Origin of the sequence: Pseudanabaena sp. UWO311 (assembly GCF_006937785.1) — a bacterium.
Lineage (GTDB): Bacteria > Cyanobacteriota > Cyanobacteriia > Pseudanabaenales > Pseudanabaenaceae > Pseudanabaena.
In genome coordinates this window covers 1-15837 of sequence record NZ_SJEE01000012.1, presented here as the reverse complement: position 1 = coordinate 15837, position 15837 = coordinate 1, and the positions used below count along the sequence as shown (strand labels likewise).

The 15837-nt window shown below is 41.0% G+C and carries 16 protein-coding genes and 1 tRNA gene; 11 read left to right on the top strand and 6 right to left on the bottom strand.

Features of this window, described 5'->3' with window-relative positions:
* The first annotated feature begins 122 nt into the window (after window positions 1–122).
* Genes hisC through PseudUWO311_RS10920 form a run of 3 tightly spaced genes read left to right on the top strand, consistent with a single transcriptional unit; the run spans window position 123 to window position 2817 of the window.
* A complete protein-coding gene (hisC, locus tag PseudUWO311_RS10930; RefSeq protein WP_142655281.1) occupies window positions 123–1169 on the top strand; it encodes a histidinol-phosphate transaminase in 1047 nt (348 codons plus the stop codon).
* A 26-nt stretch (window positions 1170–1195) separates the two neighbouring features.
* Entirely contained in the window at window positions 1196–2371 is a 1176-nt protein-coding gene (locus PseudUWO311_RS10925; protein ID WP_142655280.1) for an AAA family ATPase, read from the top strand.
* A gap of 11 nt (window positions 2372–2382) precedes the next feature.
* A complete protein-coding gene (locus PseudUWO311_RS10920; RefSeq protein ID WP_142655279.1) occupies window positions 2383–2817 on the top strand; it encodes a hypothetical protein in 435 nt (144 codons plus the stop codon).
* Between the two features lie 4 nt (window positions 2818–2821).
* Here the strand turns inward: PseudUWO311_RS10920 and PseudUWO311_RS10915 are convergent.
* Both PseudUWO311_RS10915 and PseudUWO311_RS10910 read right to left on the bottom strand, forming a co-directional pair.
* A tRNA-Ala gene (locus PseudUWO311_RS10915) sits at window positions 2822–2894 on the bottom strand.
* 55 nt (window positions 2895–2949) lie between these two features.
* A complete protein-coding gene (locus PseudUWO311_RS10910; protein WP_142655278.1) occupies window positions 2950–3438 on the bottom strand; it encodes a hypothetical protein in 489 nt (162 codons plus the stop codon).
* Between the two features lie 154 nt (window positions 3439–3592).
* Between PseudUWO311_RS10910 and PseudUWO311_RS10905 the strand changes: the two genes are divergently transcribed.
* The 3 genes from PseudUWO311_RS10905 to PseudUWO311_RS10895 all read left to right on the top strand — a co-directional run bounded on the left by PseudUWO311_RS10905 (window position 3593) and on the right by PseudUWO311_RS10895 (window position 6894).
* Complete coding sequence (locus tag PseudUWO311_RS10905; RefSeq protein ID WP_142655277.1) at window positions 3593–4489, top strand: 4-hydroxybenzoate solanesyltransferase; 897 nt, start codon at window positions 3593–3595, stop codon at window positions 4487–4489.
* Window positions 4490–4580: 91 nt separating this feature from the next.
* Window positions 4581–4802, top strand: a complete 222-nt coding sequence (locus PseudUWO311_RS10900) for a Calvin cycle protein CP12 (RefSeq protein WP_103666841.1) — start codon at window positions 4581–4583, stop codon at window positions 4800–4802.
* 604 nt (window positions 4803–5406) lie between these two features.
* A complete protein-coding gene (locus tag PseudUWO311_RS10895) occupies window positions 5407–6894 on the top strand; it encodes a hypothetical protein (RefSeq protein ID WP_142655276.1) in 1488 nt (495 codons plus the stop codon).
* 91 nt (window positions 6895–6985) lie between these two features.
* On the opposite strand, the gene PseudUWO311_RS10890 is transcribed toward PseudUWO311_RS10895, so the two are convergent.
* The 3 genes from PseudUWO311_RS10890 to PseudUWO311_RS10880 form a co-directional block, all read right to left on the bottom strand.
* Window positions 6986–8260 (bottom strand): site-2 protease family protein, encoded by a 1275-nt coding sequence (locus PseudUWO311_RS10890; protein ID WP_142655275.1) that lies wholly within the window; start codon window positions 8258–8260, stop codon window positions 6986–6988.
* A 114-nt stretch (window positions 8261–8374) separates the two neighbouring features.
* Entirely contained in the window at window positions 8375–9685 is a 1311-nt protein-coding gene (locus PseudUWO311_RS10885; protein WP_142655274.1) for a CCA tRNA nucleotidyltransferase, read from the bottom strand.
* A gap of 152 nt (window positions 9686–9837) precedes the next feature.
* Window positions 9838–10908: an LOG family protein gene (locus PseudUWO311_RS10880; RefSeq protein ID WP_142655273.1), complete on the bottom strand. Its 1071-nt coding sequence runs from the start codon at window positions 10906–10908 to the stop codon at window positions 9838–9840.
* A 153-nt stretch (window positions 10909–11061) separates the two neighbouring features.
* On the opposite strand from PseudUWO311_RS10880, the gene PseudUWO311_RS10875 reads away from it, so the two are divergent.
* From PseudUWO311_RS10875 to PseudUWO311_RS10855, 5 genes are all read left to right on the top strand, one after another.
* Window positions 11062–11361 carry a 2Fe-2S iron-sulfur cluster-binding protein gene (locus tag PseudUWO311_RS10875; protein ID WP_142655272.1) on the top strand — a complete coding sequence of 100 codons (300 nt, stop codon included), beginning with the start codon at window positions 11062–11064 and terminating at the stop codon, window positions 11359–11361.
* 212 nt (window positions 11362–11573) lie between these two features.
* Window positions 11574–12707 (top strand): molecular chaperone DnaJ, encoded by a 1134-nt coding sequence (dnaJ, locus tag PseudUWO311_RS10870; RefSeq protein WP_103666835.1) that lies wholly within the window; start codon window positions 11574–11576, stop codon window positions 12705–12707.
* Between the two features lie 85 nt (window positions 12708–12792).
* A complete protein-coding gene (locus PseudUWO311_RS10865; RefSeq protein ID WP_142655271.1) occupies window positions 12793–13026 on the top strand; it encodes a sulfurtransferase TusA family protein in 234 nt (77 codons plus the stop codon).
* Window positions 13027–13039: 13 nt separating this feature from the next.
* The gene (gene rsgA, locus PseudUWO311_RS10860; protein ID WP_142655270.1) at window positions 13040–14113 is read left to right on the top strand and encodes a small ribosomal subunit biogenesis GTPase RsgA; all 1074 of its coding nucleotides are present in this window, start codon (window positions 13040–13042) and stop codon (window positions 14111–14113) included.
* 130 nt (window positions 14114–14243) lie between these two features.
* Window positions 14244–14903: a hypothetical protein gene (locus tag PseudUWO311_RS10855; RefSeq protein ID WP_142655269.1), complete on the top strand. Its 660-nt coding sequence runs from the start codon at window positions 14244–14246 to the stop codon at window positions 14901–14903.
* A gap of 87 nt (window positions 14904–14990) precedes the next feature.
* Here the strand turns inward: PseudUWO311_RS10855 and PseudUWO311_RS10850 are convergent, their stop codons facing one another.
* On the bottom strand, window positions 14991–15617 hold the full coding sequence (locus PseudUWO311_RS10850) for a heme-copper oxidase subunit III (RefSeq protein ID WP_142655268.1): 627 nt from the start codon (window positions 15615–15617) through the stop codon (window positions 14991–14993).
* Window positions 15618–15837 lie beyond the last annotated feature (220 nt).

Genomic DNA, 15837 nt, shown 5'->3' with positions numbered 1-15837 from the left:
ACAGAGACGCGAAGCGTCCCTTTACATTGTTATTAGTCGCAAAGCAGTATAAGCACTATGGCGATCGCGATACAATAAAAAGCCTGACCTAAATTTTTACTTTTTACTTTTTACTTCACCCCATGAGCTATTTCCGCCCCGCAGTTGATGCTATGACTGGTTATGTTCCAGGTGAGCAGCCAAAGTCTGGTATCAAAGTCATCAAGCTAAATACCAACGAGAATGCCTATCCGCCTTCGCCAATGGCGATCGCTGCTTTACAAAATATTGATGGTGATTCACTGCGGCGCTATCCAGATCCCTTTGCTCATGAATTTTGTCAAACCGTAAGTGATGTACTAGGTGTACCTAAAGATTGGGTAATTGTCGGCAATGGTAGTGATGATGTTTTAAATATTTTGATTCGGGCTTGTGCGGAAGGACGCGATCGCAAAGTTGTCTATCCCATGCCGACCTATGTGCTTTATCGCACTTTGTCAGCGATGCAGCCTGCGGAAATAGTAGAAGTGTCCTATGGTGAAAATTTTGAATTGCCGATTGATGAACTTGTAAAAGCAAATGGTGCAGTGACCTTTATTGCTTCACCCAATAGTCCATCGGGACATATCGTACCTCTAGATGATTTACGCAAATTGGCACAACAAGTTTCTGGTGTTTTAGCGATCGATGAAGCCTATGTCGATTTTGCGGAATACTCGGCTTTGCCATTGGTGCAAGAGTTTGACAATGTGATTGTGTTACGCACTTTGTCAAAGGGTTACTCATTAGCAGGATTACGCTTAGGTTTTGGGATTGCGAATCCTCAGCTTTTATCGGGGCTATTTAAAGTTAAAGATAGCTACAACATCGATGCCGTTGCGATCGCAGTTGGCACTGCCGCCATGCGCGATCAAGAATACAAAAATACGAATGCTGAAAAAGTCAAAACCTCACGGACTAGACTTACTTTAGATCTAAAAAATCTTGGCTATAACGTACTAGAGTCACACGGAAATTTTGTGCTTGCTACTCCACCAAAAGGCAATGCTGAAGAGATTTATTTAAAACTCAAAGAATCTGGCATTTTAGTCCGCTATTTCAATCAATCAGGACTAGCCGACAAGCTACGGATTACTGTTGGTACTGACGAACAGAACAAGTCTCTGATTGATGCATTGTCTGTCTTTTAGACTATAGATTTTATGAATATGAATTTATGAAACATCTTAAGGTCGCAAATCTAGGTCAAATTAACAATGCCGATATAAGTTTTGGTGATCTAACACTTTTTATTGGACCCCAAGCGACTGGGAAAAGTATTTTATTGCAGTTAATCAAGTTATTACTTGATAGCGAAAACATCCTAAATATTCTCAGTAAAAATGGTTATCAATTTAAAGAAGATTCAGCTAACCTCATAGAGATTTATTTTGGGGAGGGTATGCGTAATTTATGGGGAGATAATACACAAGTCTTTTTAAATGAACAAAATATTAATTTAGAAGATATATTAAGGCGAAAAAAGGCACAAATACTATTTAGAGAAACAACTCGAAAGAAAGAGCAACTGTTTTTTGTTCCTGCTCAAAGAGTTTTGACACTTGAAAATGGATGGCCCAGATCATTTACTAATTTTGATGTCGGAGATCCTTATGTAGTTCGTAATTTTAGTGAAAATTTACGATTACTGATGCAGCAGGGACTAGGTAGTAAGGGTAGTGCAATTTTTCCGCAAAAAGGACGACTTAAACAAGAGTTACGCGATGCCCTTGATGCCAGTATCTTTCATGGCGCTCAAGTTGAATTAAATACAACTGGGATGCGTAAACGTATCCAAATTAATATGAAAGGTAATTTGCTACCCTTTATGGCTTGGTCTGCTGGACAAAGAGAATTTATGCCTTTACTTTTAGGGCTTTATTGGCTAATGCCCTTATCAAAAGCTTCAAAGAAATCAGATATTAATTGGGTAGTTATTGAAGAACCAGAAATGGGTTTGCATCCCCGTGCAATTTTGTCAGTTATTTTGATGTGTTTAGAACTATTACACCGAGGCTATCGTTTACTTATTTCTACCCATTCACCTGTTCTTTTGGAAGCGATTTGGGCGATTCGCAACTTACAAAATAATAATTCTGATGTTAAGTATCTCTATCAACTCTTTGATTTAAAACCATCACCACCTATTACTGAACTTTTTGAAAATATTCTCAAAAACAAGAAATTTTCTACCTATTATTTCGACCAAAAAGAAGATGGTGTTGAGGTGCGTGATATTTCATCATTAGATCCATTTGATGAAGATTTATCAACAGCCGATTGGGGTGGTTTAACTAGCTTTAGTAGTAGAGCATCTGAAGTTGTTTCTCAGGCAATTCAAGACACACTTTAAGTTTTTTAAAAATGAATTTTAAAGAAGCAATTTCTGCAACACATTTACTCAAAGATGCTTATAGAAATGGATTGCAAGCGTTAGGAAATTATAGTAACAAAGTCAGACCATCTGACACAAAAAAGTGTGAAGGTAGTGTTGATATTGACGCTGCTGTTAGGGGGATTTATCCTAATGCTTCACGTTGGGATTATGTAATTGGTTATGACGGAACAAAATATTTTATTGAAGTGCATAGCGCTGAAACGTCCGAAGTTACAACAGTTTTAAAAAAATTTAGGTGGTTAAAAGACTTTTTAGTGACCGATGCTCCCGAATTAAACAAACAGCAAAAGAAGCGGTTTTATTGGATCAGTTCAGGTGGAAATAATATTTTAAGAGGAAGCCCCCAAGCGCGACAGCTAGCGCAATCAGGGATTACGCTTGATAGACAGCTTAATTTATAAAAAATGGAGAATAGGAGGCTCGAACCCCTGACCTCTGCGGTGCGATCGCAGCACTCTACCAACTGAGCTAATTCCCCGACAGGCTATAGATACTAACATAAAATAAAAAGCAGCGCTTCGCGCTGCTTTTTATTATTTATTGGATATCGGCGATCGCGCCTCCCCGTTCATTAAAAAGCGCGTGATCTTCTGCTCGTATCCTGAGCCATCGGGAAACTCAACTGCTAGCACAGGATTTTTAATGGTTTCAGATGGGATTTGTAGCATATATACATAATCACCATTATGAAACTCGAAATAATTTCCTTGATTAGGGTTGTATGTCTTTGCTGTGAGCTTTACACCCTTAGTGCCATTTCTGTTTACACTCCGATAGTAACGAGGTTGAGAAATATCTTTGGTATCAGCACAAATGTAAAGAGAATAGTCTTTAGTTTCTGCATAGGCAAGAATCCCCCCAGTGCCATCACAGGTTTTGTCATTGGCTAGCTCATCGGTCAGTCCAGTCTTTAAATTCTCAGCGATCGCTTTGTCCCCGTTTAACTCAGCACAAATCGCCAAAGACAGACCTAGTAGCAAAGTCGCCACAGTTTTTTGGAAAATAGATTTAATTAAACGCATCTCAAAACCTCATTCTTTTGCAATTTGAAAGTGCAGAGATACTCGTTGCCCAGAACTTACTGTAACAACCCTGAAAACCTTTGTAATCAGCAACTTTGCCTATTCTTAGGTTGGATTTGATATAGTTACTCCAAAGACCTGACACGCATTCACTATGACTACGAGCATCGCCAATAAAGAATCAACATTAAAAAAAATTGTGCGTCTCCTACGTTGGCACAAACCCGCAGGAAGACTAATTTTGATGTTGCCTGCTCTGTGGGCAACAGTTGCAGCCGCCAAAACCCAAAATCAATTGCCACCTCTTGATTTATTGGGTGTGGTGATCCTTGGGAGCTTGGCAACTAGTGCCGCAGGTTGCGTGATTAACGATCTTTGGGATCGTGATATTGATCCACAAGTCGATCGCACCAAAAACCGCCCATTAGCTGATCGCTCTTTATCGATTCAAGTGGGAATTGCAGTTTTATTGGTTGCGGGTCTATGCGCATTTTTACTATCGACCTACCTCAGTCCTCTAAGCTTTGGGCTGTGCTTTGCAGCCGTACCTGTAATCGCTATATATCCTGCTTGCAAGCGTTTTTTTCCAATGCCACAATTAGTACTGTCGATCGCATGGGGGTTTGCCGTACTGATCCCTTGGAGTGCAGTTACTGGCGGACTGGATCGCCATGCTTGGGAGTTATGGGCAGCCGTGATCGCTTGGACAATGGGTTTTGACACAATTTATGCCATGAGCGATCGCACTGATGATCTCAAGGTTGGGGTTAACTCAAGTGCGCTCTTTTTTGGAAGATATGTAACATTTGCGATCGCCGTATTTTTAGCGATCGCCCTTGGATGCTTGATTTGGTTAGGTTGGGAGATACAACTTGGTTACGCACACTACTTTGCTTGCTTGACGGCAGCAGTAATATGGATATGGCAATGTAACAGACTGAATCAAACTGAAATTCCCAGCGATTTATATCAAAAAGCCTTCGGTCAAAACGTCTGGATCGGCTTTATTATTCTTGCAGGAATGCTGCCATCGGCTCTAGGACTTAGCTAAACCCTTACCACCAGTTTCCTACTCCTGATGCATGATGGCTAGCTAGCCTCAGTCTGTTAATATCTAAGTTATAGATAGTTTAAAGAAATACATGAGCAATATTACAGAGAAAATCCAAGAAGAACTAAAACAAGCCAGAGAAACCTGCGAAGTCAGCGGTACTGGCTCTAAGGAATGTGCGGCTGCATGGGATGCAGTTGAAGAGCTACAAGCTGAGTCGTCACACCAAAAGCAGTCAAAGGGTAAAAACTCCCTCGAAGTTTATTGTGACGATAATCCTGAGGCAGCTGAATGTCGTCTTTACGAAGATTAATTGCTTAAAATTTTGATTGCAGAGTAGCTGATAAACAGTATTCTACAAATTTCAATAAAAAAGGGGGCGCTTCGCGCCCCCTTTTTTATGTAGCATCTTAGTTGTAAATTTTCAAAAGTGTGGCTACACTTTTGAAAATTACAGCAATTTGCTTTCAAATCCGCCACAAATAGGAATAATACCAAAGCACAAAATGGCTACGCCATTTTGTGCTTTTAAAACCCTTACAGGGTTTGGTTTTTAATTCACAGAAGTGTTGACACACTTTTGTGAATTGGTATAACCTATTGCGGGACTTTGCTCTGCGACCATTCTTTTGGTTGAATGTGATCGAGCACTGCTCTAAAAAATAAACCCAGTCGGGGGGGCAAAAACACAAAATGGCGTAGCCATTTTGCACTTATGGTATTACGCTAAAATTTATCTCTAAATCAGTAACTTTGCCAGATTGTCAGTTACATTTAAATTGACTCCCACCTACTATGGGGTGGTGGTGCTTTTTAATCACTTGAGATACAGTCTTGTATTTCAATGGTTGGGTAACCGCTATAGAGAGGGACATCTATAGCTGCTAGAGAAATTTGTAGATAATTGGGAATAGGGTATGACACAACTAAGCGTTATGGACTTGGCAAAGCAAGGTGATCCCCGAGCGATCGCATCTTTGATCAATCGATCGCTAGCATCTAAAGGCATCCATGCCGAAGCTAAACTTGAAGCAGAATGTCTAATAATATCCTTACAAGCTTCCCAGATACCCAACCAAAAAGCGGTTGTTACAATTATTCAACGAGGCATGGTCGTATTGCAGGTCAAGCAAATCAAGCATGTCAAAATTCTGACCTATCGCTCTGATAACCAGTACCTAGCTTGGCAGGATGAAATCGATTTTGGTAACAATGACGAACCTAACCAGCCCGTAGCAACTCCACGAATTGTCAATGATAATAATATCGAACAAGGTCAAAATGTGAATCTTGTAAGCAATCCTAAAGGAGTCATCCTCGTGCAGAAGTTGTCTCAAATCCAGCAAAACTTACAAGAATATCAAGATATCATTGTCCGCTTTACCGATGAACAAGTCGGAACTGTGCGATGTTTAACTACACTCACAGAATTAATTCAGGTAATTAGTCAACCAAGCTTCTTATTTGCATCTGTCGCTTCTAACCCAAACTTACGAAGTTTGCTTGATACGATCGCCGAATCTAGTAAAACTGATCAGCATGGTGATCAAGTAATTACTAACCTATCGATATTACAGCCAGGACAACAATGGCAAAAAGCTAAAATCCGCCTAGTTACTAAGATATTTTTAGAGCCAGCGGAACATACTCAAGAGCAGAATGAGCCAGAAGTCACACATCAAGGGCTTACTTTGGATTTGGCAGAAAGCAATCCTGAGTCTATGACTGATGAAGATCCAGATATAGAGCTAAACAATGCTATTACAGAAGATGATCAAGATCAAGATAATTCTGATGGTGTAATAACTAATCTAGGTTCAGAATCTAATTCGCAAATATTAACTATCAATTCATTATTTGATGACTTCCCAGAACCGCCATTACCAAGTTCTCAATCAACTCAGATAGTTAATGATATAACTGAAAATTCTGATTTTTCAGATTCTCTATTTGATGAATTTATGAATGTAGATTCAGGGAATAGCTATCGTGAGACTGAGAGTTTATCCATTCATCAAGTAAGTGAGCAAACAAAGCCAACAAATACAGATGATGATTTGTTTGGTAATTTCTCGTCGAATGATGACTCTGTCAAAACTGATTTAAATAAATTAGAAGGTGATATAGAGTCTATTAGGTCAAGGATTCCCAAGCAGAATCTGGATGATTTTTTACAGCTAATGGATGAAGAAGAAAAGATTAAATCGAAATTAGAAACTGTTAACAACAAAAAAGATGTTGACAAAGATGCTCTTCAAATAAGAACAGATCTTGGCGCAGTAACCATAGAGCGAATATTAGGCAATATGGAGACCATTACTCTCAGTGGTTCAAATTCAAAATCTTCGTCTGATTTTGTAACTTTGGAAGATTTTTCAGAAGATATGAATTCTGTTGGGTTTTAAAATAACTGAGTTTGACACCGAGATTTGCACCGTAAAAAGTACGGTGCAAATCTCCCAAAATGGTAAGAATATCAAAGTGATTCGTACCATTTTATTGTTTTGATGTCTCTAACTGTTCACAAATTTCAACTAAACGGAAATTTGCAGGGAATTTTCCATCAGCTTTAATCTGCTTGACATATTCAGAAGGAATGCGCCAAAGCAGTTTGAAATCTAAAGCCTTGATGATATCTCCATGATCGATAACTCCAGCTACTGAACCAACGGGCGATCGCACAATGACATAACGCAGTTGTTTCTGTTCAAGGAGATTCACAACTGAGGAAATTCGCGTTTTGAGATCAACAGTATCAATTTCGTCAAATGGTTTAATCAGAGATTGCAAAGATTTTGATTGCCATTCGCTACTGTCAATATTGCGGATTGCTCCAGCCGAGATGATGCCGCGATCTCGCCCATTTGAGGAAGCAATATAAATAGGATTTGCATCTTTCTCTTCCATCAATAAGAATTTATCAGCAAATTCTCGCAGTGAGATCTCGGAATCAACTAGGCGGAAATCTCTGGTCATTGCCGTTTCGGCATTAATATCAAGTAGAGCTTGTTGCAAATTGTTGAGATAAAGATAGCCACCTGCGTTACCAAATAGAAACCATCCAATAAAGATCAGAAAAATACCGCCAATAGGACTACCACTGAAGCTGACTAAGCCTCCCAAAATCATAGTTAAAATCCCGCAAAACTGCCCTGATCGCGCCGCCCATCTGATACCAATAAAGCGATCGCCTGTCAGTTTCCAAACCGCTGCTTTGAGAATATGACCACCTTCAAAGGGTAGCGCGGGTATGAGGCTAAACACACCAAATATGAGATTGATCTGGGCTATAATCAGGGCATTCATTGTCCAAATGGTGCGAATATCGCCAATACTTTTGGGTAGTGCCTCAATAGTTTTTTGATTGATGGGAAAAATTACATCCCCCGCAATTAGCCAAGCCACCGTAAATCCAATCACACTCAAAAACAAGTTTACTAATGGTCCTGAGATAGCAATACTAAATACAGAGAAAGGATCTTGAGCTTCTTGTTCAAATGTATTTGCCCCACCCATAAACTGAATATTAATCGAATTGATTTCGACCCCGCGAGCCTTAGAAATAACCGCACGGGCAATTTTATTGAAGGAGATCGACAAAAGGAACAGGATCGCGGTGATTGCTCCATAGCCTAGAGAAAAAGATGGCGATAACCTCGCATAGGTAGCAACACTGAAATAAATGGCTAGCAAGACAAGTGGGAAAAACCATGATGAATCAATATATAGAGGAATGCCAGAAATGCTGCCGATGCGGATACCGCCTCTCATGATGTGCCTGTCCTAAATTTTTGTACTGATTGGCGCTAAAAGCTTTTGATTACCTTTTGATTACATTTTATAGCAATCCTAAGAATGTTTAAGAGTAAAGGTTGCTTCGCGCCTTTACTTTTGGGCTTGAAGATAAGCGATCGCATCTTCTTTGGTATAAATTTCACGATCAATCATGGCAAATCTTAGGCTTTGTATTATTGCGCCCATTTGCTTACCTTTTGTATATCCAAGCTGCGTGAGATCTGCACCTGTTAATGGAGATTTGACCAATTGCCATTGGCTGAGATATTGCCAAACAATTCGTCGATCAGCAGGTTTACATTTTATTCCCGCCAAGATCAATGTTGGATTATCAGATTTTTGCAGAACTTGAGTAATATCTGACTTTTTCAAACCAAAATTTGTTAAATTTGGCAAATTTACTATTAAATCTGCTAATTTATGCTGTCTTGTTTTTTGTTCGGGTGTTAACCCTAAATCAAGTTGAGTAGCGAGCTGCGCGGGCAAATAGGATATCAATAATTCCAAGCCTAGTTGCAGCGGTGCATATGTTTTGATTTCTAATTGATTGAGTAACTTTAGCCAATATTGCGATCGCCGCCATTGATGCTTAAACGAATTAGATAAATCCGATGGCAGTGTTAACGCTGGATGAATACATCTCAATGCGCCTAATTTTTGCAAAAGTGTAAACATCCCTCCAGCCCTAGGTTCGGCAAGAGTATAAAGTAATTCCGATCGCAATCGCGCCCCACCGATCGCATCATGGATTCCGCTTGAAGTAGTTGCCATGATTTCTGCATAGGTTTCTGGGGCGATCTCAAAATCTAGTCGCACGGCAAAGCGAGCAGCTCGAAATAACCGACGAGGATCTTCCTCAAAGCTACCTGTCCGAATAGCGCGTACCTGTTTATTGGCTAAATCTGCCAGCCCATTGAAGCGATCAATTACTTGACCTTTAATCCCCAACTGCTGGTCTAGCTCAATAGCTAAAGCATTGACAGTAAAATCGCGCCGCCACAAATCATCTTCGAGAGTTGTCGCGATCACTTGTGGATTCGCTCCAGCATAGGCATAAATCTCGCGCCGCGCTGTCGCCATGTCCATTTCAAATGCGTGATTGGCATCTTGCCAGCTCAGTGCCGCTGTCTGAAATTTTTCATGGATTTGTAATTTTGAAGCGGGAAAAAGTTCATGCAATGCGATCGCCACTTTAATTCCTGCTTTTTCAGCCCCATCAAAAACTAAGTCCAGATCCTTATGCAAAGGCGGCGAGGGGTGATTCTCTAAAACAATGGCATCGCGAACAATTCCCCCAACAGCAAAAGCCCGTAAATTAAGATCCCGAGCAATCTGTGCTGTTGTTAAGATGATTTGCCATTGCAAAGGGCTAAAGGAGCGATCGAAATTTTTTAAATACATTTTTTTTATTAAAAAAGCTAGCTTCTTTAATAAGTAACTTGTTGGAATTAAACGTAGGATGGGTTAGCGATGGCGTAACCCATCATTGACAACCAATTGATGCGTTACGTTTCACTAACGCATCCTACATTTAATTAAGCCTTCCTACTTGTTTAACGTTGTTCGGGATGGCAAATTAGAGGATTGCCACTATCACAAGTGTCATTAATTGCTGAAATCAACTCATACAAGCGACCAAAACCATGCTGGTTAAAGTGCATAGTTAAACGAGGCAAGTCGATAATATGTGGCTCATTGGCTTCTTTCGGTAGAGCCGAACTACGCTGGATTTTGCCACCGAGTAAAATATCGCTGAAATTATCATTTAGGCGATCAAGATGCTCGTCAGTAATTTCTATGTGCAGTCGAATTACAAATAAATCCCCAACCCATCGACAAGAGTGATAAACACTATAGAAAGAAGCAATAAATTGACAAGCTTCATCGATATCATCGGTAATTTTGTAAAGACTACGGTCTTCCTTGGTAATCAAACCTCTTTCGAGCAAATTATTCTGGACAAATACATCCCAGTCATTCCAATAATCTCCACCCAGCTTGTCGATTAAGACGATCGGGCGCGGCGATGTTCTTCCTGTCTGACAGAGCGTTAAACATTCAAAAAACTCATCCTGAGTACCGAAACCTCCAGGAAAAAGCGCGATCGCGTCACTCTCTTTTATAAAATAAAGTTTGCGCGTAAAGAAATAACGAAACCTAACTAAACGCGAAGCCTCAGATACAAATCCATTACTCGATTGCTCAAAAGGCAAGCTGATATTTAAGCCGAAAGAATTATTTCCTGCGCCTTCATTTCCTGCAGCCATGATGCCGCCCCCAGCCCCAGTAATCACCATGAACCCTTGTTTTGTGATTTTTTCAGAAAACTCAAAGGCTTGGCGATATTCAGGTGCATTTGCTGAAGTACGCGCTGAGCCAAAGATACTCACTTTACGATTAAAGCGATGAGGATAAAACATAGCGATCGCTTTTTGCATATCCTGCAAAGAACCTGTCAAGATTTTCCAATCTAGACGCTCTGACTCGGTCTGACTAAGTTGGGTGATTGCTTTTAAAGCATTGTAAATTAGCTCTCCATGCTCGGTTGCGTCAAGATTATCAACTAACTTAAGCAAATCATGAGAAAGCGCTTCGATATCTGAACGTGAAGGATTTATAGCCATAAAAGTTATTTTACAGTGATTTACTCCCTGATAAAGTCCATAATTTTTTTAAAAGCCTTGCATAGCAAAGCTTTTAAAAAAATTATGGACTTTATGCATTTAAGTAAGATAATAAGTGTGTAATAAAAATTAACAAATAATTAACACTCAGCTATGGCGAACATTACGTTTGTGAATGAAGGAAAAGAAGCGATCGCTATGGATGGCGTTAACCTTCGCATAAAAGCTCTCGAAAACAACATCGACATCTATAAATTTGTTGCGAAGCTCACCAACTGTAATGGTTATGGACAATGCGCCACCTGCGTAGTTGAGATTGTCGATGGTCTTGAGAACCTCTCCCCCAAGACAGAATTTGAAGAAAAAAAGCTTAAAAACAAACCAAATAATTTTCGTCTCGCCTGTCAAACCTTGGTAAATCAAGGAAATGTAAGTGTAAAGACTAGACCATAGTTTTTGGCTTTTAGCTTCTAGCTGTTGGCTTTTAGGCTGTACAACTAAAATCTTAGGAAGGAATTCAATAGCCAATAGCTAATGGCTAATAACTATTAGCTAAAGATGTGCGGTAAAACGTACTACTTATGAGTATCCACAAACCAACGATCAGTGCTACGTTAAATTAGAATAATTGTCTATGAATCCTTTAGGCGACAGAGAAACCCCCTATGGCGCGTGATTATTACGAAATCCTTGGAGTCGATCGCAGTACTGACAAAGAGGAAATCAAACGAGCATATCGACGTTTAGCTCGAAAATATCACCCCGATGTCAACAAAGAAGCGGGGGCAGATGAACGATTTAAAGAAATCAACCGTGCCTATGAGGTTCTCTCGGAACCAGAAACTCGTGCGCGGTATGATCGATTTGGAGAAGCCGGAGTCTCAAGCGGTGGCGGTGGCTCACCTGACATGGGCGACATGGGCGGATTCGCCGATATCTTTGAGAGCTTCTTTAGCGGATTCTCTAACACAGGACAGCAGCAGCAAGCTCGCCGTCGCAGTGGCCCGACTCGTGGTGAAGATTTACGCTTTGATCTAAAACTAGAATTCCGAGAAGCAGTGTTTGGCGGTGAGAAGCAAATCAAAATCTCTCATCTCGAAACTTGTGGAACTTGTGCAGGTAGTGGAGCAAAACCAGGCACTCGCCCTCGTACTTGTGGCACTTGCAGCGGCACTGGTCAAGTTCGCCGTGCTACACGTACTCCCTTTGGTAGCTTTACTCAAGTTTCCACCTGTCCGACTTGTAACGGCACTGGTCAAACTATTGAGGATAAGTGTGAAAGCTGTAATGGCTTAGGGCTAAACCAAGTTACCAAGAAGTTGAAAATCACGATTCCCGCAGGTGTCGATAGTGGTACAAGACTGCGGGTATCTAGCGAAGGAGATGCGGGACAGCGCGGTGGCCCCTCAGGTGATCTTTATGTTTACTTGTTTGTTCAAGCAGACAATGAGTTTGAACGTGAAGGCATCAACGTTTTATCAGAAATCAAGATTAGCTATTTGCAGGCAATTCTGGGTGACAAAATTGCAATTAATACTGTTGATGGCAAGAAACCCCTCACGATTCCCGCAGGTACACAATCTGATACGGTCTTGACCCTAGAAGGTTTGGGTGTTCCCAAGTTAGGTAATCCTGTCGCTCGCGGTGATCATTTAATCAGAATCAAGATCGATATTCCGACCAAAATCGGGAATGAAGAGCGCGAAGTGCTTGAGAAGCTCAAAGAGAAGCAACTTGGCAGCGCGGCTAAAGGTGGTATTGGTGACATCTTAGGCGGTATATTTGGGAACCAAAAATAAACTATAAACTTGAAAAAGCCTTGCAAAGCAAGGCTTTTTCAAGTTTATTTATATAATATTCTTTTGAAGCTTACGACAAAAATATATGTGCATTCAGGCTACTAAATCCATCGATTTACGCGGCGTTCCCTGTCCACTTAGTTTTGTTCGAGCAAAATTGCATCTAGAGAAACTGGAAACTGGGCAATTGCTGGAAGTACTACTAGATAGTGGTGAGCCAATTGAGCAAGTTCCTAATAGCCTTATTTCTGATGGTCATCAGGTAAAAGGCATCGAAGAGCGCGATCGCTTTTTTGCTTTGACAGTCCAAAAAGCATGATGCAAGCAACTACATGCTGGCGATAACAGGGACAGTCTTGGCTGTACAGGCCAACTATTATCGCGTGATCTTAGATCAAGCTTTCAGTCTAGAGTTGCTTGATGAATCGGGTCAAAAATTTAGTCAACTTGTCCATGAGCTACTCTGTACCCGCCGCGCCCGACTCAAAAAAATTGGTCAACAGATCTGTGTAGGCGATCGCATCACCATTGAGGAGCCAGACTGGCAAGGCGGACGCGGAGCCATCTCAGAAGTAGAACCGCGCCGTAACTTGCTTGATCGCCCGACTGTGGCTAATGTTGATCGCATTTTATTAGTTTTTGCCCTATCTGAACCAACTCTCGATCCGCATCAACTAAGCCGCTTTTTAGTCAAAGCTGAAAGTACTGGGGTTGATGTTTTGTTGTGCTTAAATAAGCGCGATTTAGTTAGTGAGCAAATATGGCAATCATGGTGCGATCGACTAAAATCTTGGGGATATCCACCGATCGCAATTAGTACTTATACTCGTGAAGGTATTGACGAGCTAGCTCAACATTTACAAACGGGCGTAACCGTCGTCGCAGGGCAGTCAGGAGTCGGTAAATCTAGCCTCATTAATTTATTAATTCCCAATTTACAAGTTCGTGTTGGTGAAGTTTCTCAACGTTTGGGGCATGGAAAACATACTACCCGCCATGTGGAGCTATTTGCATTGCCAGCGGGAGGTTATCTTGCTGATACCCCAGGTTTTATGCAACCTAACCTGACCGTTACACCTCAGGAATTAACAGATTGTTTTCCTGAAGCAAGACAAAGATTAGCTTCAGGAGAAAGTTGTCAGTTCAATGATTGTTTACATCGCCGCGACGAGCCAAATTGTGTGGTACGAGGTGATTGGGAGCGTTATGAGCATTACATAGCCTATTTAGAAGAGGCGAACGTTTATCAACAAAAGCTAAAAAATACTGCTAATGCAGATGCCTCAGTCAAGGTGAAAGATACCAGTGATGGGAAACAGCAGCAGGAACCTAGATTGCTAAAGAAACGCTATCGACGTGAGTCACGTCGTAGCGAGCATCAAAATTTAGAAACAGATGATGATTAGAATTATGTATTCCTTACCTTTGGAAGGGAATACATAATTCTAAGTTTTATTAATGCGCTTGCAAGGCACGATATAGTATCTAACGAGCTTCAAGCTTGTTTCCCAATCGAAGGTCGTATCTTAATCGCACATGAAAAAGTATATTTCCCTTGCCGCTGGCTTCGTCTTATTTGCAGTCAGTGCTTGCACTACGTCTACTCCTGTAGCAGATAATGCAACTCCCACCAAAGCTGCAACACCTACAGCTACAGCATCTGAGAAGCCTACAGAAAAACCAAAAGATGGTAAAACTCCCGAAGTTAAAACTGGTGACAAGCCTCAAAGTTCTAATGGTTGGCAAGATTACAAATCGTCGGCTGGGAAATTTACGGTGCAAGTACCCAGCAAGCCACAGGAGCAATCTCAAGAGCAGAAGACTAATGTGGGGACAATCAAGCTAAATATGGTGATCTCTGAAGCCAGTGACTCAGGATATTTCGTTGGCTATGCTGACTTTCCTAACAAAATCGCCAATCCTGCTGATGTCCAAAAAGGGCTAGGAGATTCGGTTAAAGGGTCAGTGGCAAATCTTAAGGGAGTTATTAAGTCTGAGAAGGAATACATGCTTGGAGATGTTCCTTGCCGTGACTTTGAAGCTAGTGGCAAAGTTCAGACTACTGATGTATCGATGAAGGGTAGATTTTGTCTTGCAGGAAATCGTTTGTATCAAGTATTTGCATTAGGTGCTGCTGATAAAATTGCGGCTGCCGATGTCGATCGCTTTATTAAATCTTTCAAGATTGAAAAATAAAAACAAAAAAATGGATTGCGATGCCAACCCATTTTCTATAAAAAGAGAGGCGACGCATTGCGTCGCCTCTCTTTTTTCATTTTATGCCTAAAGAATATAGAGCAATAAAAACAAGACAATCCAGACGATATCGACAAAGTGCCAATATACAGAGGCTGCCTCGATGCCGAAGTGACTGGTGTTGCTGTAATGTCCCGCTTTGAGCGATCTCACTAACACTGTAGCAATCAATGACAAGCCGATAATTACGTGCAAGCCGTGAAACCCTGTTAACACATAAAAAGTACTGGCAAACAGGTTAGTGGTCAGCCCAAACTCTAGATGTTGGTATTCATAGATTTGTCCAGCAATGAATATCGCACCCATGATGAAGGTGGCAAGAAACCATAGCTGAGCTGCCTTGACCTTATTCTCTTTGATCGCATGATCGGCTTGGTGAATCACAAAGCTACTAGATACCAGAATAATTGTATTGATCCCTGGTAGTAGTAATTCGAGTTCAGGCGTGCCTTCTGGCGGCCAAGATGTTGCCACAGAACGAAAGGTTAAATAGGCGGCGAATAAGCCAAAAAATAGCATTCCTTCAGAAATAAGGAAGACAATTAAGCCAAAAACTCGTAAATCGGGATGTTCGTAATGCCCTGCTTCGGCTCCATGAGCATGAATTGCATCATCTTGCGTAGGGTCAGTAACTGGAGCGATCGATCCTTGCATAGGTAAATGTTTGGATAAATGGATAATTTAGGAAAGTAGCTTAACGTCATTTCTTGTGAAGAATCTCCCAGCGCCTAGACATCAGTCGGGCTTTACCCCCTTTAATTCCCCCTTGCAAAGGGGGAAAACTAGAGATATCGTTTCCTCCCCTTTGCAAGGGGAGGGTTAGGGTGGGGTAAATTTTAAATGAGAAATCACCTTATTTCAGCACAGAGCGCTG

Excerpts from the sequence above, each read along its gene's own strand:
- hisC (WP_142655281.1), top strand. The coding sequence starts at position 123 with ATGAGCTATTTCCGCCCCGCAGTTGATGCTATGACTGGTTATGTTCCA.
- PseudUWO311_RS10925 (WP_142655280.1), top strand. The coding sequence starts at position 1,196 with ATGAAACATCTTAAGGTCGCAAATCTAGGTCAAATTAACAATGCCGAT.
- PseudUWO311_RS10920 (WP_142655279.1), top strand. The coding sequence starts at position 2,383 with ATGAATTTTAAAGAAGCAATTTCTGCAACACATTTACTCAAAGATGCT.
- PseudUWO311_RS10910 (WP_142655278.1), bottom strand. The coding sequence starts at position 3,438 with ATGCGTTTAATTAAATCTATTTTCCAAAAAACTGTGGCGACTTTGCTA.
- PseudUWO311_RS10905 (WP_142655277.1), top strand. The coding sequence starts at position 3,593 with ATGACTACGAGCATCGCCAATAAAGAATCAACATTAAAAAAAATTGTG.
- PseudUWO311_RS10900 (WP_103666841.1), top strand. The coding sequence starts at position 4,581 with ATGAGCAATATTACAGAGAAAATCCAAGAAGAACTAAAACAAGCCAGA.
- PseudUWO311_RS10895 (WP_142655276.1), top strand. The coding sequence starts at position 5,407 with ATGACACAACTAAGCGTTATGGACTTGGCAAAGCAAGGTGATCCCCGA.
- PseudUWO311_RS10890 (WP_142655275.1), bottom strand. The coding sequence starts at position 8,260 with ATGAGAGGCGGTATCCGCATCGGCAGCATTTCTGGCATTCCTCTATAT.
- PseudUWO311_RS10885 (WP_142655274.1), bottom strand. The coding sequence starts at position 9,685 with ATGTATTTAAAAAATTTCGATCGCTCCTTTAGCCCTTTGCAATGGCAA.
- PseudUWO311_RS10880 (WP_142655273.1), bottom strand. The coding sequence starts at position 10,908 with ATGGCTATAAATCCTTCACGTTCAGATATCGAAGCGCTTTCTCATGAT.
- PseudUWO311_RS10875 (WP_142655272.1), top strand. The coding sequence starts at position 11,062 with ATGGCGAACATTACGTTTGTGAATGAAGGAAAAGAAGCGATCGCTATG.
- dnaJ (WP_103666835.1), top strand. The coding sequence starts at position 11,574 with ATGGCGCGTGATTATTACGAAATCCTTGGAGTCGATCGCAGTACTGAC.
- PseudUWO311_RS10865 (WP_142655271.1), top strand. The coding sequence starts at position 12,793 with ATGTGCATTCAGGCTACTAAATCCATCGATTTACGCGGCGTTCCCTGT.
- rsgA (WP_142655270.1), top strand. The coding sequence starts at position 13,040 with ATGCTGGCGATAACAGGGACAGTCTTGGCTGTACAGGCCAACTATTAT.
- PseudUWO311_RS10855 (WP_142655269.1), top strand. The coding sequence starts at position 14,244 with ATGAAAAAGTATATTTCCCTTGCCGCTGGCTTCGTCTTATTTGCAGTC.
- PseudUWO311_RS10850 (WP_142655268.1), bottom strand. The coding sequence starts at position 15,617 with ATGCAAGGATCGATCGCTCCAGTTACTGACCCTACGCAAGATGATGCA.